Origin of the sequence: Streptomyces sp. NPDC032472, from assembly GCF_040636955.1 — a bacterium.
GTDB lineage: Bacteria > Actinomycetota > Actinomycetes > Streptomycetales > Streptomycetaceae > Streptomyces.
This window is the reverse complement of sequence record NZ_JBEZVK010000020.1, coordinates 84,182-107,619: the sequence shown is the minus strand read 5'-3', so window position 1 is coordinate 107,619 and position 23,438 is coordinate 84,182. Positions and strand designations below refer to the sequence as shown.

The following is a 23,438-nucleotide window of genomic DNA, read 5'->3' as shown; positions in this document are numbered from 1 at the left end:
GGACTTGTGCCGTTTGACACGGGGGCGGGTTGTACCGTCACACTCCGCAGCGTCGCCGTACTGCGACCGAGTGCCGACCGGAGAGAAGAGCCAAGTTGTCCCCGACTAGCGAGACCGCACAGGGCGGCCGCCGACTCGTCATCGTCGAGTCCCCTGCCAAGGCGAAGACGATCAAGGGCTACCTCGGCCCGGGATACGTCGTCGAGGCGAGCGTCGGGCACATCCGCGACCTCCCGAACGGCGCGGCCGAGGTCCCCGACAAGTACACGGGCGAGGTCCGCCGCCTCGGCGTGGACGTCGAGCACGATTTCCAGCCGATCTACGTCGTCAATGCGGACAAGAAGGCCCAGGTCAGGAAGCTCAAGGAGCTGCTGGCCGAATCCGACGAGCTCTTCCTCGCCACTGACGAGGACCGCGAGGGCGAAGCCATCGCGTGGCACCTGCAGGAAGTGCTCAAGCCCAAGGTCCCCGTCCACCGGATGGTCTTCCACGAGATCACCAAGGACGCGATCCGCGAGGCCGTCGCCAACCCGCGCGAGCTGAACCAGCGCATGGTCGACGCCCAGGAGACCCGCCGCATCCTCGACCGCCTCTACGGCTACGAGGTCTCGCCGGTCCTGTGGAAGAAGGTCATGCCGCGGCTGTCGGCCGGGCGCGTGCAGTCCGTCGCCACCCGTCTCGTCGTCGAGCGCGAGCGCGAGCGCATCGCCTTCCGCTCCGCCGAGTACTGGGACCTCACCGGCACCTTCTCCACCGGCCGGGCCGGCGACCCGTCCGACCCGTCCACGCTCGTCGCCCGCCTGAACACCGTCGACGGCAAGCGCGTCGCACAGGGCCGCGACTTCGGTGCGAACGGGCAGCTCAAGAACGCCGAGGTGCTCCACCTCGACGAGGCGAACGCCCGGGCGCTGGCCGCCGCGCTCGCCGACAGCTCCTTCGCCGTGCGCTCGGTCGAGTCCAAGCCGTACCGCCGCTCCCCGTACGCCCCGTTCCGTACGACGACGCTGCAGCAGGAGGCCTCGCGCAAGCTGGGCTTCGGCGCGAAGGCCACGATGCAGGTGGCGCAGAAGCTGTACGAGAACGGCTTCATCACCTACATGCGTACGGACTCCACGACCCTCTCGGACACCGCCGTGGCGGCCGCCCGGGCGCAGGTCACCCAGCTGTACGGGGCCGACTACCTGCCGGAGAAGGCCCGCGTCTACGCCGGCAAGGTCAAGAACGCGCAGGAGGCGCACGAGGCGATTCGCCCTTCGGGTGATCGTTTCCGCACGCCCGCCGAGACCGGTCTGACCGGCGACCAGTTCCGCCTGTACGAGCTGATCTGGAAGCGGACCGTCGCCTCCCAGATGAAGGACGCGACCGGCAACTCGGTGACCGTGAAGATCGGCGGCACGGCCGCGGACGGCCGCGACGCCGAGTTCACCGCGTCCGGCAAGACGATCACGTTCCACGGGTTCATGAAGGCGTACGTCGAGGGCGCGGACGACCCGAACGCCGAGCTCGACGACCGCGAGCGGCGCCTGCCGCAGGTCGCCGAGGGCGACGCGCTCGCCGCCGACGAGATCACCGCGGACGGCCACGCGACCAAGCCGCCGGCCCGCTACACCGAGGCCTCGCTGGTCAAGGAGCTGGAGGAGCGGGAGATCGGCCGCCCGTCGACGTACGCGTCGATCATCGGCACGATCCTGGACCGCGGGTACGTCTTCAAGAAGGGCACGGCGCTCGTGCCGTCCTTCCTGTCCTTCGCCGTGGTCAACCTGCTGGAGAAGCACTTCGGCCGGCTCGTCGACTACGACTTCACCGCCAAGATGGAGGACGACCTCGACCGCATCGCGCGGGGCGAGGCCCAGGCCGTGCCGTGGCTCAAGCGCTTCTACTTCGGCTCGGAGGACGCTTCGGCGGTCGTCCCTGCGGCCGACGGCGACCACCTCGGCGGCCTGAAGGAGCTCGTGACCGACCTGGGCGCGATCGACGCCCGCGAGATCTCCTCCTTCCCCGTCGGCGAGGGCATCGTGCTGCGCGTCGGCCGGTACGGGCCGTACGTGGAGCGCGGCGAGAAGGACGCGGAAGGCCACCAGCGGGCCGACGTGCCGGACGACCTGGCTCCGGACGAGCTGACGGTGGAGTACGCGGAGGAGCTGCTCGCCGCGCCGAGCGGTGATTTCCAGCTCGGCAAGGACCCCGTCAGCGGCAACGAGATCGTCGCCAAGGCCGGCCGCTACGGGCCGTACGTGACGGAGATCCTGCCCGAGGGCACGCCGAAGACCGGCAAGAACGCGGTCAAGGCGCGGACGGCCTCGCTGTTCAAGTCCATGTCGCTGGACACCGTCACCCTCGACGACGCGCTGAAGCTGATGTCGCTGCCGCGCGTGGTGGGCTCCGACGCCGAGGGCGTGGAGATCACCGCGCAGAACGGCCGCTACGGCCCGTACCTGAAGAAGGGCACGGACTCGCGGTCGCTGGAGTCGGAGGACCAGCTCTTCACCATCACGCTGGACGAGGCCCTGGCGATCTACGCCCAGCCGAAGGTCCGCGGCCGCGCGGCGGCCAAGCCGCCGCTGAAGGAGCTGGGCACCGACCCGGTCAGCGAGCGCCCGGTCGTGGTGAAGGACGGCCGCTTCGGCCCGTACGTGACGGACGGCGAGACGAACGCCACGCTGCGGCGGGACGACGACGTCGAGACGATCACGCCGGAGCGCGGCTACGAGCTGCTGGCGGAGAAGCGCGCGAAGGCCCCGGCGAAGAAGACGGCCAAGAAGGCCGCCGCGAAGAAGGCGCCGGCGAAGAAGGCAACGGCGGCGAAGAAGACGGCAGCCAAGAAGACGACGGCGGCCGCGAAGAAGACGACGGCGAAGAAGACGGCAGCCAAGAAGACGACCGCCACTCCGCCGACGGAGTAATCCAGGCCGCGCGGCGTTTGAGCGCACCGGGCGCGAAGCGCCCGGGTCTTTCAGCCCCGTCGGCGTTTGAGGCGAACGGGGTCCGGGGCGGAGCCCCGGATTCGGGAAGGGGCGGGGTGGGGAGCGGCTCCGCGCAGCGGCCGCCTGCCCTGCGCCCCGCCGCCTGGCCTGCCTCCCCGGGGCCTCGCCCACCCGGCCCCCGCTCACCCGGGGGCCCGGCCCACCCGGGGCCGGGCCGGGCCGGCGGCAGCGGCGGCGTCGCGCCGGGCCCGGGGCGCGGCGCCCGGGTTATCCACAGGGCAGCAGCAACCGCCAAGCGCAGCGGATAGGCTGGGCGGATGACGCGAGCCGAGCAGCCGACTGGCGTGACCGCCCCCCAGAACCCCACCTACGACGAAGCCCTCGCCGCGGATTCCCGCGAGCGGGCGGTGCGCGCCCTGCTGCGCACCCCCAGGCTGCGCCGCCTGTGGAGCGCCCAGCTCGTCAGCGGCATCGGCGACGCCCTCGCCCTGCTCGTCCTGGTCCTCCTGGTCTTCCAGACGGCCGTCGCCGAGGAGACCTTCGGCGGTGGCTACCGCGGCTGGGCCCTCGCCGTCGCGGCCGTCTTCGGGGTGCGGATCCTCGCCACCCTCCTCTTCGGCGCGGTGCTGCTCGGCCCCCTCGCCAAGCTCACCGCCCCCGGCGGCGCGCTCGACCGCCGCTGGACCATGGCCGCGGCCGACGGCATCCGCCTCGCGCTCTTCGTCGTCGCCCCGCTCTGGCTCGACTGGATCCCGGCGCACGCGCTGACCGCGCTGCTGGCCACCGTCTTCGTCTCCGGCGCCGCCGAGCGGCTGTGGACGCAGGCCAAGGACAGCGCCGCCCCCGCCCTGCTGCCCGCGCCGCCGCCGGAGGGGGCAGCCGTACGGCCGCTGCCCGACCAGCTCGACGCGCTGCGCCGGCTGAACCTGCGCACCTCCTTCGTCGCCATGCCCGCCGCCGCGGCCGCGCTGCTCGTCGCGACGCTGGTCGGCAAGGCCCTCGGCATCGGCATCGACTGGTTCGCCGCGAACCGGGCCGCCCTCGGCTCGTACGTGGCGGCCGGCTTGTTCGCCGCCTCGCTGTCGCTGCTGCTGCCGCTGGTCCTGCCCACCGGCAAGACCCCGCGCCCGCGCTCGCCGCTGGAGGGCCTGCGCCCCCCGAAGACGGGGGACCGGCCGGACAGGGGCCGCACCGGCGCCATCCCGCTGTTCGTGCTGGCCTGCGCCGCCGTCGCCGGAGCGGTGGCCTCCGCCGCCGCCGTGGCCGTGCTGCACGCCTATGACCTCGGCGGCGGCCCCGCGACCTTCGCCCTGCTCGTCCTGGCGCTGCTCGGCGGTACCGGCCTCGGCATCCGCGCCGCCCAGGCCGGCAAGGTGCTGCCCGCGCTGTCCCGGCGCCGGCTGCTCGCCCTGGCCACAGCGGTCACCGGGACCGCGCTGCTGCTGACCGGCCTGGTCACGGATGCCGCGACCGTGCTGTTCCTGTCGCTGCTGGCCGGCACTGCCGCGGGCGTGGCCGCCAACACCGGGCACACCCTGCTCGACCAGGAGACCGAGGAGCTGCGCCGGGCCCGGGTCACCGAGCACCTCCAGGCCGTCGTCCGCGTCGCGGTGGCCCTCGGCGCCGTGACCGCCCCGGTGGTGGCCGCCGCGATCGGCCCGCACCGGCTGGCCGGCGGGAACCTCGTCTTCGAGCACGGCGGCGCCGCGTTCACCCTGATGCTGGTCGGCGCGCTGCTGCTGCCGGCCGCCGTGGTGGTCCTCGCCAAGGCCGACGACCGCGGCGGCGTACCGCTGCGCCGCGACCTGCGGGAGGCGCTGCGCGGCGGGGAGCCGGTGCAGGTGGCGTCCGCGACCGGCTTCTTCATCGCCCTGGAGGGCGGCGACGGCGCCGGCAAGTCCACCCAGGTCCAGGCGCTGGCCGACTGGATCCGGGGCAAGGGCCACGAGGTCGTCGTGACGCGGGAGCCGGGCGCCACCCCGGTCGGCAAGCGGCTGCGCTCGATCCTGCTCGACGTCTCCTCGGCGGGACTCTCGCACCGCGCCGAGGCCCTGCTGTACGCGGCGGACCGCGCGGAGCACGTGGACACGGTGGTCCGGCCCGCCCTGGAGCGCGGCGCCGTCGTCATCACCGACCGCTACATCGACTCCTCCGTCGCCTACCAGGGGGCGGGGCGCGACCTGTCCCCGACCGAGATCGCCCGCATCTCGCGCTGGGCCACCGACGGACTCGTACCGAACCTGACCGTGCTGCTCGACGTGTCGCCTGAGACGGCGCGGGAGCGGTTCACGGAGGCGCCCGACCGGCTGGAGTCCGAGCCGGCCGAGTTCCACCAGCGCGTGCGGGCCGGGTTCCTGACCCTCGCCGCCGCCGACCCCGGCCGCTACCTGGTGGTCGACGCCGGGCAGGACCCGGAGTCCGTGACCACCGTCGTACGGCACCGGCTGGACCGGATGCTGCCGCTCTCCGAGGCGGAGCTGGCCGCGCAGGCCGAGGCCCGCCGCAAGGCCGAGGAGGAGGCGCGCCGCCGCGCCGAGGAGGAGGCCGCGCGCAAGGCGGAGGAGGAGCGGCTGCGCGCCGAGGAGGAGGCCCGCCGGGCCCGCGAGGCCGAGGAGGCCCGCCTCAAGGCGGAGGCGGAGGCCGCCGAGGCGCGTCGTCGGGCCGAGGAGGAGGCCGCCCGCCGGGCGGAGGAGGAGCGGCTGCGGGCCGAGGAGGAGGCGCGCGCCCGGGCCGAGGCCGAGCGGCTGCGCGCGGAGGCCGAGGCGAAGGCCCGTGAGGCCGAGCAGGAGCGGCTGCGCAAGGAGGCCGAGGAGGAGGCCCGGCTGCGCGCCGAGGCCGAGGAGCGGCGCCGGGAGAAGCAGCGGCGGGCCGAGGAGGCCCTGCTGAAGGCGGAGGAGGCGCGCCGGCTGGCGGAGGCCCAGGCGGCCGCGGCGGCCGCGGCGGCTTCGGCTGCTGCCGCGGCGGCGGCACAGGCGGCTCCTGCGGCTCCTGCGGCTCCGGCTGCTCAGGCTCAGCCGGCTCAGCCGGCCCCGAAGGTGTCGATGGCCAAGGAGCCGCTGCCGGACGACGCGGTGACGGTCGAGACCCCGATGGTCAGGCCGCCCGCGGACAAGCGGGTCGTCCGGCCGGACGACGTCACCCAGACGGTGCCCATGCCGAAGGTGGACCCGGCCGCGGAGACCTCCGTACTGCCGCCCGTCACGGGAGCCGGCCCGGCCGACGAGACGGCAGTGCTGCCGCCCGTACGCCCGCAGGCCGACGGGCAGCGGCAGGCCGGGCAGTCGCAGCAGTCCCAGCAGTCGCAGCAGGCCGGGCAGGCCGGGCAGGCGTACTCCGCGGTGCGCCCGACGGCCCGGCACTCGGACGAGGCCCCGGCCGACCGGGTGCCGCCGGGCATCTTCCGGGACGCCGCCGAGGACGTGACCCGCGAACTCCCCGTCCTCGACCTCGACGAGGAGGGCCGGCCGCGCAGGACCCGTCCCTCGTGGGCCGAGGAGACCCCGCTGGACGACCTGCCGAGCCTGGCGGACGAGCTCCTGGGCCCCCACCGGGACGAGGACGAGCAGGACGGCCGGGGCGGCGACTCCGGCCGGAACGGCGGGGGAGGCCCGCGCCGCCGCCGCTGACGGCGACGGCGACGGACGGGAGCCGGCGGGCCCGGGGCAGTACTGGATTGTCGGTGGCGCACGCCACACTGGTGGCGGCGCAGGCGTGAGAGCCCGAGCTCACGCAAGGGCAGGGGCGGCAAGGAAAGGCGGTGGGCGGGATGCCCGTGTGGGACGACCTGGTGGGCCAGGAGCGGGTGCAGGCGCAGCTGGCCGCCGCCGCCCGTGATGCGGACGCCCTCGTCACCGCCGTCGAGGCGGGGCAGGAGCCGCCCGCCGCGTCCAGGATGACGCACGCCTGGTTGTTCACCGGCCCGCCCGGCTCCGGCCGGGCCACTGCCGCCCGCGCCTTCGCCGCCGCCCTGCAGTGCACCAGCCCGGACCGTGCCCTCGGCGGCGAGCCGGGCTGCGGCTTCTGCGACGGCTGCCACACCACCATGGTCGGGACGCACGCGGACGTGGAGATCGTCCGCACCGACCTGCTGTCCATCGGCGTCAAGGAGACCCGCGACCTGGTCCGCCGGGCCCAGCTCTCCCCGGCCGTGGGCCGCTGGCAGGTCATCGTCCTGGAGGACTCCGACCGGCTGACCGAGGGCGCGGCCAACGTCCTTCTCAAGGCGGTGGAGGAGCCCGCTCCGCGGACCGTGTGGCTGCTGTGCGCGCCCTCCCTGGAGGACGTGCTGCCCACCATCCGCTCCCGCTGCCGCCACCTCACCCTGCGCACCCCGCCCGTGGCCGCCGTCGCCGACGTCCTGGTCCGGCGCGACGGCATCGAGCCGGGCGTCGCCGCGTTCGCCGCCCGCGCCACGCAGGGCCACCTCGACCGGGCACGCCGGCTCGCCCAGGACGAGGCGGCCCGGGCCCGGCGCACCTCCGTCCTGAAGCTCCCGCTCCGCATCGACGACGTGGGCGGCTGCCTCAAGGCCGCGCAGGAACTCGTCGACGCCGCCGCCGAGGACGCCAAGGCGCTCGCCGAGGAGGTCGAGGTCAAGGAGACCGAGGAGCTCAAGGCCGCGCTCGGTGCCGGCGCCGGTACCGGCGGCCGGATGCCGCGCGGCACCGCGGGCGTGATGAAGGAGCTGGAGGACCGGCAGAAGCGCCGCCGTACCCGCACCCAGCGCGACAGCCTCGACCTGGCGCTGACCGACCTCACCGGCTTCTACCGGGACGTCCTGGCCCTCCAGCTCGGCTCGGCGCTGGCCATCGCCAACGAGGACATGCGGCCCGACCTGGACCGGATCGCCCGCGCCGGCGGCCCCGAGCGGACACTGCGCCGCATCGAGGCCATCAGCGCCTGCCGCGAGGCCCTCGACCGCAACGTGGCCCCGCTCCTCGCGGTCGAGGCCATGACGATGGCCCTCCGCGCGGGCTGACCGGCAGGTCGGCCGCCGGGGCCGGCCGTTCCCCCCGTCTCACGCGTCTCACCCGTACGAGCGATCCACTGCAGGCCGGGACCGGGCCGCAGCACGTAGGCTCCCAGAATGGATACCAGTCGCCTGCTGCGCACCACCGGAACCGTGATCGCAGCCGCCGGGCTGCTGCTCTCCGGCTGCACCGCGGGGGGTGCGGCGGGCCCCAGGGACGCGGCCACCTCCTCCGCGGCCTCCGCCGCCGCCCGGGTCGCGGCGCCGCCCGCCGCGCCGCCGCAGATCCCGGCCGCGCTGCGCCCGTACTACGAGCAGAAGCCGGTCTGGCGCGACTGCGGTGTCCCCGGCTTCCAGTGCGCCACCATGAAGGCCCCACTCGACTACGCCCACCCCGACGCCGGCCAGGACGTCGACATCGCACTCGCCCGCCGCCCCGCCACCGGGCCCGGCAAGCGGCTCGGCTCCCTCGTGGTCAACCCGGGCGGGCCCGGCGGCTCCGGCATCGGCTACCTCCAGGCCTACGCGGGCATCGGCTACCCGGCGGCCGTGCGCGCCCAGTACGACATGGTCTCCTTCGACCCCCGCGGGGTGGACCGCAGCAGCCCCGTCGAGTGCCTGTCCGGCCCGGCGATGGACACGTACACGCAGGTGGACCAGACCCCCGACGACGCGGCGGAGCGGACCGCGCTGGTCGCGGCGTTCAAGGAGTTCGCGGCGGGCTGCCAGTCCCGCTCGCAGCGGATCCTCCCGCACGTCTCCACCATCGACGCCGCCCGCGACCTGGACCTCCTGCGCGGCGTCCTGGGCGACGAGAAGCTGACCTACGTCGGCGCCTCGTACGGCACCTTCCTCGGCGCGACGTACGCGGACCTCTTCCCCGGCCGGGTCGGCCGACTGGTCCTCGACGGCGCGATGGACCCCTCGCGCTCCGCCCTCGACCTGAACCGCGACCAGACCGAGGGCTTCGAGACGGCCTTCCGCTCCTTCGCCAAGGACTGCGCGAAGCAGCCCGACTGCCCGCTGGGCAAGGGCGGCCCCGACGCGGTCGCCACGCGCCTCGGCGCGTTCTTCCGGCAGCTCGACGCGAAGCCGGTCCCCAGCGGCGACCCGCAGCGGCCGCTCGGCGAGGCCCTCGCCACCACCGGGGTGATCGCGGCCCTGTACGACGAGAGTGCATGGCCGCAGCTGCGCGAGGCGCTCGCGACGGCGATGGACGGCGACGGCTCGGGCCTCCTCGCCCTCGCCGACAGCTACTACGAGCGCGAGCCGAACGGCAGGTACGCCAACCTGATGTCGGCGAACGCCGCGGTCAACTGCCTCGACCAGCCCCCCGCCTTCTCCGGCCCGGACGCGGTCGACGCCGCCCTGCCCTCGTTCCGCAAGGCCTCCCCGGTCTTCGGCTCGGGCCTGGCCTGGGCCTCGCTGAACTGCACGTACTGGCCGGTCAAGGCCACCGGCGCGGCCCGCCCCCTGACCGCGAAGGGCGCCCCGCCGATCGTGGTGGTCGGCACGGTCCGCGACCCGGCGACCCCGTACAAGTGGGCCCAGTCCCTGGCCCGCCAGCTGGACTCCGGCGTCCTGATGACCTACGACGGCGACGGCCACACGGCCTACGGCCGCGGCAGCACCTGCATCGACACCGCGATCAACACCTACCTGCTCCAGGGCAAGGCCCCCCAGAACGGCAAGAAGTGCACCTGACCCCCCACCCCCGCGAAACCTGGTTCGGGGCACCCCGTTCGAGCCTGTAGACTAGGCGCCGCTGCTGATGAGCGCTCCCTCCCGAGGGAACACTTGTCTCCCGGCGGTGCCGCCTTAGCTCAGTTGGCCAGAGCAACGCACTCGTAATGCGTAGGTCTCGGGTTCGAATCCCGAAGGCGGCTCCAGTGAAACCCCAGCCCAGACCTCGTCTGAGCTGGGGTTTTTTGTGTCTGGGGACAGGCAGCGGTCGCCGGGGGGTGGGGTGCGGGCTACGTTGGGAAGGCTGGACCTGAGCGTCGCGTGGCAGGAGGCCAGGCATGACGAAACGGTTGCGCAGAGCGGCGGTGGGGGCGGCAGCAGTAGGGCTGGTGGTGGTTCCACTGGCGGCGGGTACGGGGTACGCCTCGCACGCGCCGGCGCAGCCGGCGGCCTCGGTCGCGGCGCCCGTCCGGGCCGATGACGCCTTCGTGCAGCTCACCCCCGCCGTGGCCGAGCAGTTGGACGCCGCGGTGCGGAAGGTGCTCGCCGAGGCCAAGGTGCCCGGTGTCGTCGTGGCCGTCTCGGCGCCCGGCAAGGGGGAGTACGTCCGGTCCTTCGGCGTGGCCGACAAGTCCACCGGTGCGCCGATGACCACCGGCATGAACATCCGGATCGGCAGCGAGACCAAGACCTTCACCGTCACCGCCCTGCTGGAGCTGGTGGACCAGGGCAAGGTCGGGCTCGACGATCCCATCGGGAAGTACATCAAGGGTGTTCCCAACGGGGATCGGATCACCCTGCGCGAGCTCGCCGGCATGCGCAGCGGTCTGTTCAGCTACTCCCAGGACCCTGACTTCTTCAAGGCCCTGACCACGAACCCGACGCGGCCGTTCACCCCGCAGGAGCTGCTCGCGTATGCGTTCAAGCACCCGGTGATGTTCGAGCCGGACGCGAAGTTCTACTACTCCAACACCAATCTGATCCTGCTCGGTCTGGTGATCGAGAAGGTCACCGGGCAGAAGCTCGGGGACTACATCCACCAGAACGTGGTCGTGCCCGCCGGGCTGAAGCACACGGTCTTCCCGACCGGCGCCGAGTTCCCCAAGCCGCACCCGCAGGGCTACACCGACCAGACCGCCAGTGGAAAGGTCGAGAACTCGACCGACTGGAACCCCTCTTGGGGATGGGCCGCCGGTGCGATGATCTCCGACCTTCCGGATCTGCGGACGTGGGCCAAGGTCCTGGCCACGGGCGAGCTGCTCAAGCCGGCCACGCAGGCCGAGCGGCTGAAGGTGGAGCCGGCCGGCAACGCGCCCGACACCGGGTACGGGCTGGGCATCTTCAAGGACGGGGGCTGGATCGGCCACAACGGGTCCCTGCCCGGTTACGAGGTCGTGGTGATGTACCTGCCCGAGGCGCAGGCCACGATGGTCATCATGCTCAACACCGACATCTCCGCCCAGGGCGAGGAGCCGAGCACGCTGTTCGGGCGGGCGGTCACGCAGATCGTCTCGCCGAAGCACGTGTACTGGCTGGAGCCTCAGAAGTCCTGAGCGGGGGGTTGCCCGAACTCCGTCCGTTGTGTGAGGTGCGATGTCCCGTCTGGAGAATGGGGCTTCGTGTCAGGCAGGCGGGCGGAGGAAGGGGAAGTGGGCGTGGGTGACGTGCGGGTGCGGGTGGCCGGCGAGGGGGACCTTGATGCGGCTGTGGCGCTGTTTCGGGGGTACCTCCGTTTTTATCGGGTCGACGTTGCGGATGCTGAGCAGCCCCGCGCCTTTCTTGCCGAGCGGCTGCGGAACGGCGACTCGTTGATCCTGCTCGCCGAGGGCGCCGAGGGCGCCGAGGGCGCCGAGGTCGAGGTGGTCGGGTTCGCGCAGGTGTACCGGACCTTCGCCTCGCTGCTGATGCGGCCGAGCTGGATCCTGCACGACCTGTACGTCGACCCCTCCGCGCGGCGTACCGGCGCCGGGCGGGCCCTGCTGCGCGAGGTGCTGCGCCGGGCCCGGGAGGCCGGGGTCGCCGGGGTGCAGCTGGACACGGCGTACGACAACCACGTCGCGCAGGCGCTGTACGAGGCGGAGGGGTTCGAGAGGGAGGAGTTCCATCTCTACTTTCACGGGCTCCACGGGCTGTAGTCACTTGGCGTCCGCGTAGCACTCGACCACGGCCGTGGTGAACGGGAAGCGGACCGGGGTCTCGCCGAAGGCGATGCGGGCCGCGCGGTCGGCGGCGGCGCGGATCGCCTCGGCCACGGCCGCGGCCTCCTCGGCCGGGCAGTGCACTATCACCTCGTCGTGCTGGAAGAACACCAGCTCGGCCCGCATCCCGGCCGCGTCGATGGCCTGCCGCAGGGCCGCGAGGAGCAGCAGCGCCCAGTCGGCGGCGCTGCCCTGGACGACGAAGTTGCGGGTGAAGCGGCCGCGGGCGCGGGAGTTGGTGGAGGCGTAGCTCGGGGTCCAGGCGTCGTCCCGGTCCGCGCGGTCCGGGCGGTCCGGGGGGTCCTGCGGGATGCCGGCCTCCTCGTCGGCGTCGGCGGCGCGGGCCGGGGGCGGGCAGGTGCGGCCCAGCCAGGTCCGTACGAGGCGGCCCTCCTCGCCCGCGCGGGCGGCATCGTCCACGTACGCCACGGCACGGGGGAAGCGGCGGCGCAGCGCGGCCAGGTTCTTCAGGCCGTCGCCGGAGGTCTGCCCGTACACGGCGCCCAGGACGGCCAGCTTGGCCTGGTCGCGGTCGCCGGAGAAGCCGTGGCGGGAGATGGACGTGTACAGGTCCTCGGGGCGGCCGGCCACCTCCATGAAGGCCGGGTCGCGGGAGATCGCGGCCAGGACCCGCGGCTCCATCTGGTCGGCGTCGGCGACGACCAGGCGCCAGCCGGGGTCGGCGACGACGGCCCGCCGGATCACCTTCGGGATCTGCAGGGCGCCGCCGCCGTTGGTGACCCAGCGGCCGGTCAGGGTGCCGCCGGGGACGAACTCCGGGCGGAAGCGGCCGTCGCGGACCCAGTCCTGCAGCCAGCTCCAGCCGTGGGCCGTGTAGATCCGGTACAGCTTCTTGTACGCGAGGAGCGGCGCGACCGCGGGGTGGTCCAGGCCCTGGATCTCCCAGCGGCGGGTGGAGGTGAGCCGGATCCCGGCCTCGGCGAAGGCCTTGACCACGTCGGCCGGCAGGTCGGGGCGCACGCGGCGGCCGAAGGCGGCGGAGATCTCGTCGGCCAGCTCGGCGAGGCGGCGGGGCTCGCCGCCGCCGGCGTAGCGCTCGCCGAGGAGCTCGGTCAGCAGGGCGCGGTGGACGTCCGCCCGCCAGGGCATGCCGGCGTGGTGCATCTCGGCGGCGATGAGGAACGCGGCCGACTCCGCGGCGGTGAGCAGCCGCATGCGGTCGGGGTGGGCGGTGGCGTCGTGCCGGCGGGCCTGGTCCTCGTAGACGGCGATCAGCGCGTCGAGGGGCAGGGGGGCGGGCTGTGGGTCGAAGAGGGAATCCTGTGCGCCGGGCGCGGCGGAACGCGCCGGGGGGTCCGGCGGGACCGGGGTGTTCGTGAGGCGGGCCCAGGCGGCCGCGGCCGAGCGGGGTTCGCCGGAGCGGCCTTCGTGGGCGAGGAGGAGCGGTTCGGCGGCCTCGATGTCGTAGCAGCGCTCGATGCGGATGCCGGCGGAGAGGAGGCGGGGGTAGACGGCGGCCGTGGAGCGCCAGATCCAGCGGGTGGGGGCGGGGGCCATGCGGATCGCTTCCGCGGGGTCGGTGACGGTGATGCGGCGGGGGGCCGGGGGCCGGGCTGTGGCTGTGGCTGCGGTGGTGAGCTCGGCTGCGTGCCAGTGGCCTTCGGCGTCCTCGGCCAGGGCCCAGCGGGGCGCATGCTCGCTCATGCATGCGAGTGTCCCACTGGGGTCTGACACCGCCGGGCTGCCGCACCGGCCGGGCTCGCAGCCCTGGCCCGGCGGGCCCCGGCCCCCTGGCCCCGCCCCGTTGCCGAGGCTCGGCGCCTCGTGGCCGGCGCCTGCGGCGCGGGGCCGCCTTGGGTGGTGCCGGTCGGCGGACCCGGCCTCGCCGTCATCTGGCGCGGGGCCCATGCAACCCGGCTCCGCCGGGCACCCGGCTCCGCCCGGACCCTCCCCCAGACTTCGTCCGGGGGGACCCCCACTCAAACGCCGGCGGGGCTGAGTGTGCGGCGCGGCGCTGCGAAGGCTGCGGTAAGCGAGGTTGGTTGGGCCGGCGGGCCGGGAGTCGCTGGGGCTCCGCCCCAGGCCCCGCGCCTCAAGCGCCGGCGGGGCTGGATTTGCTGGGGCGGGCTTCGACGGCGGAGTCGGGTTCCTTGGGGGCTCCGCCCCCAGGCCCCGGGTCTCAAAGCGCCGGCGGGGCTGGATGTGCTGGGCCGGGCTTCGACGGCGGAGTCGGGTTCCTTGGGGGCTCCGCCCCAGGCCCCGGGTCTCAAGCGCCGACGGGGCTGGGATTGGCGGGACCGGCTCTGGGGGTGGGGCGTGGGAAGCTTGGGGGGTGGTGGATGTGGTGGGGCGGGCCTGTGAGGTTGCGCTTTATGGGGATGGCGATGCCGGGCTGGATGCCGGGGCTTCCATGCTCGCGGCCGATGGCGGGGCCTGGGGCGAGGTGGCCCGGGGGCTGCTCGCGCGCGGGGAGGCGTACGTACGGCAGGCCTGGGAGCGGGGCTGGCAGCCGGCCGACGTGCAGCGTCTCGTGCGGCGGGATCTCGGCGAGCGGCACGTGCGGGTGTTCGGGGATCTGGTTGCCGGTGAGGCCCGGCGGTATGCGCGGGTGCCCGAGCGGTGGGGCGATGCCTGTGTGTGGTGGGGGGACGATGATGCCGCCTACGGGGAGCAGCTCGCCCAGCGGGAGCGGGCGGACCGGTTCGCCCTGGCCACCGCCGTGCTGGAGCTGTTCCGGCTGCTGATCCGGCTGCCGGGGATCGAGCCGGTGGGGCCCGTTCCGGGGGATCCCGCGGCCGATGCGCTGCAGCACGCGCACATCGAGCCCCGCATGCTGGGCCGGATCCGCGCGCTGCTCGCGAAGGCCGAGGCGACGACGTACCCGGAGGAGGCGGAGGCGCTCAGCGCCAAGGCCCAGGAGCTGATGGCCCGGCACACCGTGGACGAGGCGCTGCTCGCCGCCAGTGGGAAACGGGCGGCCCAGGCGCCGACGGCCTGCCGGATCGGGGTCGAGCCGCCGTACGAAGAGGCCAAGGCGGTGCTGCTCGATGCGGTGGCCACCGCGAACCGTTGTCGGGCCGTCTGGAACGGTGCTTTCGGGTTTTCCACCGTCGTGGGGTTCGAGAGTGATCTCGAGGCCGTCGAGCTGCTCTACACCTCGCTGCTGGTGCAGGGTACGGCCGCCATGACCCGGGCCGAGGCCGGCCAGCGGGCGGGCGGCCGCAAGCGGACCAAGACGTTCCGGCAGTCGTTCCTGCTCGCTTACGCCAGCCGGCTCGGCCAGCGCCTCGCCGAGACGGCCGAGCACACCGCGGCCGAGACCCCGGACCACCTGCCGGCCCTGGTGGCCCGCGATGTCGCCGTCACCGCCCGGGCGGACGAGATGTTCCCCAGGACGACCACCACCCGGCTGCGCGGGGCCAGCGACCTCGCCGGGTGGAACGACGGGACCGCTGCCGCCGATCGGGCCCATGTGGGGCGCGGCCAGGGGCGCAGGCCGCTGCCGCGGTAGGGCGCCGGCCGTACGCTCGGGCCATGAGCTGGCCGAAGGCGCTGAAGGACAGCGTCCGGACGGGGATGTCCGTCGAGCGGACCGGTCTCGAGCCGCTCGCCGCCCTGCGGTCCGCCGTCGGGCTCGCGCTCGTGATCGGGGCCGGGCTCGCCTTCCTCGGGCCGGGTGCGGCGGCCAGTTCCGCGTTCGGGGCCTTCATGGCGGCCATCGCCGCCTTCCAGCAGAGCTGGCGCCCGCGGCCGGTGCTCGCCCTCGCCTCCGGTCTGACCCTGGCCGGGTCCACGTTCGTCGGCTATCTGGTGGGGGCCGCGAACCTCGCCGCGTTCCTCGTCCTGCTCGCCGCCTGGACCTTTCTCGCCGGGCTGCTGTGGGCGGCCGGGCCCACGGCCGGGATCATCGCCTCCGGCAACGTCGCGATCATGCTGGTCACCGTCACGCTGCCCACCTCCGTCCCGCAGGCCGCCGGCCATGCCGCGATGATCGCCGCGGGCGGGGTGGTCCAGGCTGCGCTCATCGTCCTCTTCCCGATCCGGCGCTGGGGGGCCCAGCGCGATGCCCTCGCCGGTGCGCTCGCCGCCGAGGCCGACTACGCCCGCCGGCTGCGCGAGGACCCGCTCGCACCCTTCGACGCGCAGCCCCTGATGACCGCCCGGGACGCCGCGGCCGTCACCCCGCGCCAGGCCCGCCGGCGCCCCGCCGAGCTGCACGGGGCGCGCGGGCTGGCGGAGCGGATCCGGCCGGTGCTGGCCTCGCTCGCCGATCCGGTGGTGGGCGCCCCCGCCGCGGGGCCGGCCCGGGAGCGGGTGCGGGAGCTGCTCGCCGCGGCCGGGTCGGTGCTGGACGCCGCCGCGCACGCCATCCGCCACGGCGAGCCCGTTCGCCTGCCCGCACCCGACCTGGCCGTCCTGAAGTCCCCCGACAACCCCGACCTCCTGCACGGGGCGCCGCTGCGGGCCGCGCACCGGCTCGCCGCCCTGCTGGACGACGTACTGGAGACGGCCGAGCCCGGATCCGGTCGCACCGCCGCCCCCGGCGAGTCGAGGCTGCGGCCCACCCTGCCCGCCCTCGTGCCGGGGGTCCTGCGGGCCGTGCGGGCCGAGCTGCGCCCCGGCTCGCCCGTCCTGCGGCACGCCGTGCGCGTCACCGCCGCCGCCTCGGCCGGCTACCTGATCGGCCGCGCGCTGCCCTTCGGGCACGCCTACTGGGCGCCGATGGCCGCCGTCATGGTGATGCGGCCCGACTTCAGCCAGACCTACGCCCGGGCCGTCGCCCGCTTCTGCGGCACCCTGGCCGGGGTCGCCGTCGCCACGGCCGTCGTCCAGCTCGCCCAGCCGGGCATGTACCTGTCGGGGCTGCTCGCGGTCGTCAGCGCCGGGCTGATGTACGCGCTGCTGCGCACCGGGTACGCCGTCGCGCAGGCCTTCGTCTCCGCGTACGTCGTCTTCCTGCTCGGCATGGGCGGGACGCGCTGGGACCAGACCGTGCCCGACCGGGTCGCCCTCACGCTGGTCGGCGGGCTGCTGGCGATGGTCTCGTACGCCCTCTACCCGGCCTGGGAGACCCCGCGGCTGCGCACCCGCCTGGCCGACTGGCTCGCCGCCGACGGACGGTACGCGGCCGCGGTGCTGCGCCAGTACGCGGATCCGGCCGGGGCCCGGCGCGCGGACGTGCGCGAGGCGCTGCTGGCCGCCCGCGACGCCCGGATCGCCTGGCAGGAGGCGCTGGCCCGGGCCGAGGGGGAACCGGTGCGCCACCGCGGGCTGTCGCGGGCGGCGGCCGACGGGGCGGCCGAGGCGCTGGTCGGGCTGGGCCGCAGCGCCATGCTGCTGGAGGCCCACCTGCCCGACCGCGCCCATCCGCCGGTGCCGGGCGCGGCCGAGCTCGCCCGCGCCCTGCGGACCGCCACGGAGGCGGGGGCCAGAGCGGTGCGCGAGCGCCGGGTCCCCGAGTGGGACGCGGTACGGGTGCTGCTCGCGAACCCGGGCCCGGACGCCCGCCCCGACCCCGGGCCTGCCGCCGCCCCCGGCGCCCGCGTGCTGCGCGGTGCCGCCGCACAGCTGCTGACCTCCCTGGACGAGGTCTCAGCAGCGCTGCGGCCCTGATTGCCCCGGTCCGCCCCTCACAGTGATCAAGGAAGCACCCTCCGCGTGCACGTGCATCTGCCCATGCGGGTGCACCTGAACACAGCTATGATCCGGTGGAGTTGACATCTGCACTATCGGGGGCTTCCTGTGGACCACGCGTACAACGGGATGGCAGCTGCAGAACTCGACGGGGTGACCTGGCAGAAGAGCAGGCACAGCAACTCGCAGGGTTCCTGCGTGGAGTTCGCGAAACTGCCCGGAGGCGCTGTCGCCGTACGCAACTCGCGCTTTCCTGACGGACCGGCACTCGTCTACACGCCGGCCGAGATCGAGGCGCTGCTGCTGGGCGTCAAGGACGGCGAGTTCGACCACCTGATCAGCTGAGGAGCGGAAGGGGAGCGGGCTCGCATCCACTCAGGAACCGTGCCACTGATCAAGCCATGCACGTGCACTGGCCGGGACCGATCACACAGATCGGTCCCGGCCAGTCGTCGTGTTCCCGGCGTGCGTCGGCGTGCGTCCGGCGGGCGTCCGGCGTCCGTCCGCCGCCGTCGCCCGCTCAGTCGTGGAGCATGAACAGCGCCCAGACGACCTTGCCGGTCAGCCGCCCCGCGAGCGGGTGCCAGCCCCAGCTGTCGCTGTACGCGTCCACGAGGAAGAGCCCGCGCCCCGACTCCAGGTCGCAGTTCTCCTGCGTCCGCTCCGGTTCGAACGATCCGCCCGGTCGGTCTTCGCTGGGGTCGCGCACCGCGCACACCAGGCGGGAGCTCCACCGCATCAGATGCAGCCGCACGGTGGCCTCCGGCTCCCCGCTCCCCGGCCCCGCACCCGCCCCGGACCGCGGCGCCTCACCCGGCAGGGCGTGGCGCAGCGCGTTGGTGACGAGCTCGGAGACGACCAGGGCCACATCGTCGAAGCGGCCGTCCAGGCCCCACTGGGCCAGGGTCGACCGGGTGAACGAGCGGGCGCCTCGCACCGCCTCGAAGCGGGCGGGCAGGGCGCAGGAGGCAGACCCGGACACAGCCGTGGGGTCGACCGGGGGCAGCCCCTGCCGTAACGGCTCGAGCATGGTCGATCCATTCGTCCCCATGCGAGGCACTCCCGGGATTCGCGGACGGAGCGGCGGTGTGCGTCCAGAAAGAACAGCGGGGTGGGTCCGGCGCCGGCGCGAAGAGCACGCAGGTGCGCGGCACCATCGTTCCGAATGCAGAAGCTGGATGCAAGGGCAGATGCACGTGCACGCGCCGGACCTGTCCCCTCCCGTGATGGTTCTTGCTCATTTCTTCCTACGCACGCTTACGGACTTCTTTTGCGGCCGCCCGGATTCCGTTACAGAACGAGTACGGGCCGATGCGTTTTGGTGGCAGACTGCGGGGCCTGGGGTTCGGGGGCCCAGCGACGCAGCACACGCGCAGACCACGCGTATCCATGGCGATGGGGAGGGCAGGACAAGTGACCGCAGAAGCAGGCGGTTCCGTGGTGCGCCGCATCCTCCTGGGCTCACAGCTCAGGCGACTCCGAGAATCCCGCGGCATCACCCGTGAAGCGGCCGGCTACTCGATCCGCGCATCCGAATCGAAGATCAGCCGCTTGGAGTTGGGAAGGGTGAGCTTCAAGGCACGAGACGTGGAGGACCTCCTCACGCTCTACGGAGTCACGGACGGCACGGAGCGGGAGTCCCTCCTGGGGCTCGTCCGCGAGGCCAACGCCGCGGGTTGGTGGCACAGTTACGGCGACGTGCTGCCGGGCTGGTTCCAGACGTACATCGGGCTGGAGGGCGCCGCCTCGCTCATCCGGATCTACGAAGTCCAGTTCGTCCACGGCCTCTTGCAGACCGAGGCCTACGCCCAAGCGGTCGTCAGCCGCGGCATGCCCGGGGCCTCCCAGGCCGAGATCGACCGCCGCGTCGCGCTGCGCCTGGAGCGGCAGAAGGTGCTCGTCTCCGAGAGCGCCCCGGTCTTCCACGCCGTCCTCGACGAGGCGGCCCTGCGCCGCCCGTACGGCGACCGCGACGTGATGCGCGGCCAGCTGGAGCACCTGATCGAGGTCTCCCAGCGGCCCAACGTGCAGCTCCAGGTGATGCCGTTCTCCTTCGGCGGCCACGCCGGCGAGAGCGGGGCGTTCACCCTGCTGCGCTTCCCCGAGTCCGACCTGCAGGACATCGTCTATCTGGAACAGCTCACCAGCGCCCTCTACCTGGACAAGGACGAGGAAGTGGCACAGTACGAGCGGGCGATGGCGCGTCTCCAGGCCGACTGCCCCGACCCCGGCCAGACCCGGGATCTTCTCCGCGGTCTCCTTCAACTGTCTTGAATCGCACGTAGTATGACGTCTGATCAGTGCATGACCGATCGGTCTCCGGTGCAGCGCACGGGTGCGCGCTCGCAGTAAGGGATGGCATGTCCATATTCGAGGACCTGGCTCACCAGTACATCGACGGCAAATGGCTGGCCGGCACCGGATCGTGGGACATCATCGACGTCAACCCGTACAACGGGGAGAAGCTCGCGGCCATCACCGTGGCCACCGTCGAGCAGGTGGACGAGGCCTACCGCGCGGCCGAGCGGGCCCAGAGAGAGTGGGCCGCGACCAGCCCCTACGCCAGACGCGCCGTCCTGGAGCGGGCCCTGCGGATCACCGAGGAGCGCGAGAAGGAACTCGTCGAGGCGATGATCGACGAGCTCGGCGGGACCCGGTCCAAGGCCGAGTACGAGATCTACCTCGCCAAGGAGTTCCTGCGCGAGTCGATGCAGCTCGCGGTGCGCCCCGAGGGCCGGATCATGGTCTCGCCGACCCCGGGCAAGGAGAGCCGCGTCCAGCGGCTCCCGGTCGGCGTCGTGACCGTGATCAGCCCCTTCAACTTCCCGTTCCTGGTCACGCTGAAGTCGGTCGCCCCGGCCCTCGCCCTCGGCAACGCCGTCGTGATCAAGCCGAACCAGAACGCACCCGTGATCGGCGGCGGGGTCATCGCCAAGATCTTCGAGGACGCGGGCCTGCCGGCCGGGCTGCTCGGCGTCCTGGTCACCGACATAGCCGAGATAGGCGACGCGCTCCTGACGCACCCCGTCCCCAAGGTCATCTCCTTCGCCGGCTCCGACCGCGTCGGCCGCCACGTCGGTGCGGTCGCGGCCCGGCACTTCAAGCGGACCGTCCTGGAGCTCAGCGGCAACAGCGCCCTCGTCGTCCTCGACGACGCCGACATCGACTACGCCGTCGACGCGGCCGTCTTCAGCCGCTTCGTCTACCAGGGGCAGGTCTGCATGGCCGCCAACCGGATCCTGGTCGACGCCTCCGTCGCGGAGGAGTTCACCGAGAAGTTCACCGCACGCGTCCGGGCCCTGAGGACCGGCGACCCCCGCGAGGCCGACACCCACATCGGCCCGCTGATCAACTCCTTCCAGGCCGATGCCCTGACCGCCCTCGTGGACCAGGCCGTGGCCGCCGGCGCGCAGGCCCTCGTACGGGGCTCCACGCGCGGCAACCTCGTCGAGCCGACCGTGCTGGCGGGGATCCCCGAGGACTCCCCGCTCCTGGGGCAGGAGATCTTCGGCCCGGTCGCCCTGCTGATGGTCTTCGACGGCGAGGAGGAGGCCGTACGGATGGCCAACGCGACCCCGTACGGGCTCAGCGGCGCCGTCCACACCCGCGACGTGGAGCGCGGCGTCCGCTTCGCCCAGCGCATCGACACCGGGATGATGCACGTCAACGACTCCACCATCGGCGACGAGCCGCTGGCCGCGTTCGGCGGGGAGAAGGCCTCGGGGCTGGGCCGGCTCAACGGCGAGGCGACCGTGGAGGCCTTCACCACCCAGAAGTGGATCTCCGTCCAGCACGGCCGGAGCAACTTCCCGTTCTGACCGCTTCCGGGACCGTTCCGCTTCCCCCTCCGCGCGCCTCCGGGACCGTTCCGCTTCCCCCCTCCGCCCGCCTCCGTCCGCCCGTCGCTCTAGACTCGGCGGAGTCGGCGGCGGGCAGCGCTTCGGGGGAGTTTTCGAGTTGAGCAACATTCCGGAGACGGGGCGCACGCCCCGGGTCCAGAACCGCCTGGTGGTCATCCAGGTGGTCGTCTTCTCGCTGCTGCTCACCCTGGGCGGACGCCTGTGGTACCTGCAGATCCGCAACGGCCAGGAGTACACGGACGAGGCCAAGAACAACCACGTCCAGCAGGTGGTCCAGCCGGCCGTGCGCGGCTCCATCCTCGACGCCCGCGGGGTTCCGCTCGCGGACAACGAGACGCGCATGGTGGTCTCCGCGAGCCGCACCGACCTCAGCAAGATGAAGGACAAGGGCAAGGACGTCCTCACCCGCCTCGCCGGAGTCCTCGGACTCAAGGCGGAGGACGTCGTCAACAGCGTCCGGCTGTGCGACGCCAAGACCCCCAAGCCCTGCTGGAACGGCTCCCCGTACCAGCCGATCCCCATCACCGACGAGGCCACCACCGACCAGGTCCTGGAGATAAGGGAGCACTCCGAGCGGTTCCCCGGCATCACCGCCGAGCCGACCGCCCTGCGCCGCTACCCCGCGCCGGAGCAGGCCAACACCTCCCAGGTCCTCGGCTACCTCTCGCCGGTCACCGACGCGGAGATCGCCAAGGCGAAGAAGACCGACTCGCCCTACCTGCGCTCCGACCAGGTGGGCCGCTCCGGCCTGGAGCGCACGTACGACAAGGAGCTGCGCGGCAAGGCCGGCATCACCCGCTACGAGGTGGACAACCTCGGGCGGGTCATCGGCCAGGCCCAGGGGGACAAGCCCACCCCCGGCGCGAACGTCGTCACCTCGATCGACGCCCGCGTGCAGGCGGTCGCCGAGCGCGAGCTGAACAACGCGATGGTCGAGGCCCGCAAGGGCTACGACAAGAACACGCACCGCAACTACGAGGCCGACGCGGGCGCGGTCGTCGTCATGGAGGCCAAGACCGGCCGGGTCGTCGCCATGGCCTCGAACCCGACCTACGACCCCAACACCTGGGTCGGCGGCATCTCCGCCAAGGACTACGCCGCCCTCACCGCCAAGGACTCCAACTACCCGCTGCTCAACCGGGCCATCCAGGGCCAGGCCGCCCCCGGATCGATCTTCAAGGTCGTCTCCTCGACGGCCGCGGTCAACGCGGGCTACCCCTTCAACGGCCGCTACGGCTGCCCCAGCTCGTACTCGGTCGGCCGCCAGACCTTCACCAACTTCGAGTCCCAGGGCTACGGCGACATCACCATCGGCCGCGCCCTGGAGGTCTCCTGCGACACGGTCTACTACGCCATCGCCGACCAGGAGTGGAAGAAGGACGGCGGCATCAACCCCAAGAAGGAACCCGCCGACTGGTTCCTCAAGACCGCGCACGCCTTCGGCCTCGGCAAGGCCACCGGCATCGACCTGCCCAACGAGGTGAACGGCCGGGTCCCCGACCGCCAGTGGAAGAAGGACTTCTTCGAGGCCAACAAGGCCGCCTGGTGCCGCGACGGCAAGCAGAACGGCAGCTACGCCGAGAGGATCGCGTACGAGAACTGCCGCCAGGGCAACCAGCTGCGCGAGGGCGACGCGATCAACTACTCCATCGGCCAGGGCGACACCCTCGTCACCCCGATCCAGATGGCCTCGATCTACGCCGCCATCGCCAACGGCGGCATGCTGCACCAGCCCAGCATCGGCAAGGCGCTCATCAGCGCGGACGGCACGTCGGTCAAGGAGATCGCCCCCAAGGAGCAGGGCCGGCTGCCCATGGACGCGGAGCTGCGCGACGACATCGACGCCGCGCTCGCCTCCGTGGTCACCTCCGGCAGCGCCGCCTGGCGCTTCGGCGGCTGGCCGCAGAAGCAGATCCCGATGCACGCCAAGACCGGCACCGCCGAGGTCCAGGGCAAGCAGACCACCTCGTGGTTCGCCTCGTACACCGAGGACTACGCCATCGTCATGACGATCTCCCAGGGCGGCACCGGCTCGGGCGCCTCCGGGCCCGCCGTCCGCCACATCTACGAGGCGATGTACGGGCTCGACGAGAAGGGCGCCCAGGACCTCTCCAAGGCCCTGCTGCCCAAGCCGATGACGCAGCTCCCGGCTGTCCGCCCGGACAGTCAGAACTGACCGCGCCCGAAGGGGATTTAGGACAGGCGCTGA

13 protein-coding genes, 1 tRNA gene and 1 pseudogene are annotated in these 23,438 nt (G+C 73.3%); 13 read left to right on the top strand and 2 right to left on the bottom strand.

Annotated features, from left to right (window positions below):
• Nucleotides 1–95 precede the first annotated feature (95 nt).
• From topA to AB0F11_RS16260, 7 genes are all read left to right on the top strand, one after another.
• Nucleotides 96–2,903 carry a type I DNA topoisomerase gene (gene topA / locus AB0F11_RS16290; protein ID WP_362173279.1) on the top strand — a complete coding sequence of 936 codons (2,808 nt, stop codon included), beginning with the start codon at nucleotides 96–98 and terminating at the stop codon, nucleotides 2,901–2,903.
• A gap of 338 nt (nucleotides 2,904–3,241) precedes the next feature.
• Nucleotides 3,242–6,550: a dTMP kinase gene (tmk, locus tag AB0F11_RS16285; protein ID WP_362173276.1), complete on the top strand. Its 3,309-nt coding sequence runs from the start codon at nucleotides 3,242–3,244 to the stop codon at nucleotides 6,548–6,550.
• A 140-nt stretch (nucleotides 6,551–6,690) separates the two neighbouring features.
• Nucleotides 6,691–7,902: a DNA polymerase III subunit delta' gene (locus AB0F11_RS16280; protein ID WP_362173371.1), complete on the top strand. Its 1,212-nt coding sequence runs from the start codon at nucleotides 6,691–6,693 to the stop codon at nucleotides 7,900–7,902.
• A 108-nt stretch (nucleotides 7,903–8,010) separates the two neighbouring features.
• Nucleotides 8,011–9,597 carry an alpha/beta hydrolase gene (locus AB0F11_RS16275; protein ID WP_362173273.1) on the top strand — a complete coding sequence of 529 codons (1,587 nt, stop codon included), beginning with the start codon at nucleotides 8,011–8,013 and terminating at the stop codon, nucleotides 9,595–9,597.
• 108 nt (nucleotides 9,598–9,705) lie between these two features.
• Nucleotides 9,706–9,782, top strand: a tRNA-Thr gene (locus AB0F11_RS16270).
• Between the two features lie 132 nt (nucleotides 9,783–9,914).
• The gene (locus AB0F11_RS16265; protein ID WP_362173270.1) at nucleotides 9,915–11,129 is read left to right on the top strand and encodes a serine hydrolase domain-containing protein; all 1,215 of its coding nucleotides are present in this window, start codon (nucleotides 9,915–9,917) and stop codon (nucleotides 11,127–11,129) included.
• A gap of 102 nt (nucleotides 11,130–11,231) precedes the next feature.
• On the top strand, nucleotides 11,232–11,711 hold the full coding sequence (locus AB0F11_RS16260) for a GNAT family N-acetyltransferase (RefSeq protein WP_362173267.1): 480 nt from the start codon (nucleotides 11,232–11,234) through the stop codon (nucleotides 11,709–11,711).
• On the opposite strand, the gene AB0F11_RS16255 is transcribed toward AB0F11_RS16260, so the two are convergent.
• On the bottom strand, nucleotides 11,712–13,439 hold the full coding sequence (locus AB0F11_RS16255) for a bifunctional 3'-5' exonuclease/DNA polymerase (RefSeq protein ID WP_362173264.1): 1,728 nt from the start codon (nucleotides 13,437–13,439) through the stop codon (nucleotides 11,712–11,714).
• Between the two features lie 628 nt (nucleotides 13,440–14,067).
• Between AB0F11_RS16255 and AB0F11_RS16250 the strand changes: the two genes are divergently transcribed.
• The 3 genes from AB0F11_RS16250 (at nucleotide 14,068) to AB0F11_RS16240 (ending at nucleotide 17,714) form a co-directional block, all read left to right on the top strand.
• Nucleotides 14,068–15,246, top strand: coding sequence for a DUF2786 domain-containing protein (locus tag AB0F11_RS16250; protein ID WP_362173261.1), 1,179 nt, complete (start codon nucleotides 14,068–14,070; stop codon nucleotides 15,244–15,246).
• Nucleotides 15,247–15,269: 23 nt separating this feature from the next.
• Nucleotides 15,270–17,348 carry an FUSC family protein gene (locus AB0F11_RS16245; RefSeq protein WP_362173258.1) on the top strand — a complete coding sequence of 693 codons (2,079 nt, stop codon included), beginning with the start codon at nucleotides 15,270–15,272 and terminating at the stop codon, nucleotides 17,346–17,348.
• A gap of 150 nt (nucleotides 17,349–17,498) precedes the next feature.
• Nucleotides 17,499–17,714, top strand: a complete 216-nt coding sequence (locus AB0F11_RS16240) for a DUF397 domain-containing protein (RefSeq protein WP_360631634.1) — start codon at nucleotides 17,499–17,501, stop codon at nucleotides 17,712–17,714.
• Nucleotides 17,715–17,889: 175 nt separating this feature from the next.
• On the opposite strand, the gene AB0F11_RS16235 is transcribed toward AB0F11_RS16240, so the two are convergent.
• On the bottom strand, nucleotides 17,890–18,420 hold the full coding sequence (locus AB0F11_RS16235; protein WP_362173255.1) for an ATP-binding protein: 531 nt from the start codon (nucleotides 18,418–18,420) through the stop codon (nucleotides 17,890–17,892).
• A 344-nt stretch (nucleotides 18,421–18,764) separates the two neighbouring features.
• On the opposite strand from AB0F11_RS16235, the gene AB0F11_RS16230 reads away from it, so the two are divergent.
• From AB0F11_RS16230 to mrdA, 3 genes and pseudogenes are all read left to right on the top strand, one after another.
• Nucleotides 18,765–19,643 (top strand): helix-turn-helix transcriptional regulator, encoded by an 879-nt coding sequence (locus tag AB0F11_RS16230; RefSeq protein WP_362173368.1) that lies wholly within the window; start codon nucleotides 18,765–18,767, stop codon nucleotides 19,641–19,643.
• 86 nt (nucleotides 19,644–19,729) lie between these two features.
• Complete coding sequence (locus AB0F11_RS16225; protein WP_362173251.1) at nucleotides 19,730–21,187, top strand: aldehyde dehydrogenase family protein; 1,458 nt, start codon at nucleotides 19,730–19,732, stop codon at nucleotides 21,185–21,187.
• Nucleotides 21,188–21,326: 139 nt separating this feature from the next.
• A pseudogene (mrdA, locus tag AB0F11_RS16220) lies at nucleotides 21,327–23,393 on the top strand (penicillin-binding protein 2); the annotation flags it as partial.
• Between the last annotated feature and the right edge of the window lie 45 nt (nucleotides 23,394–23,438).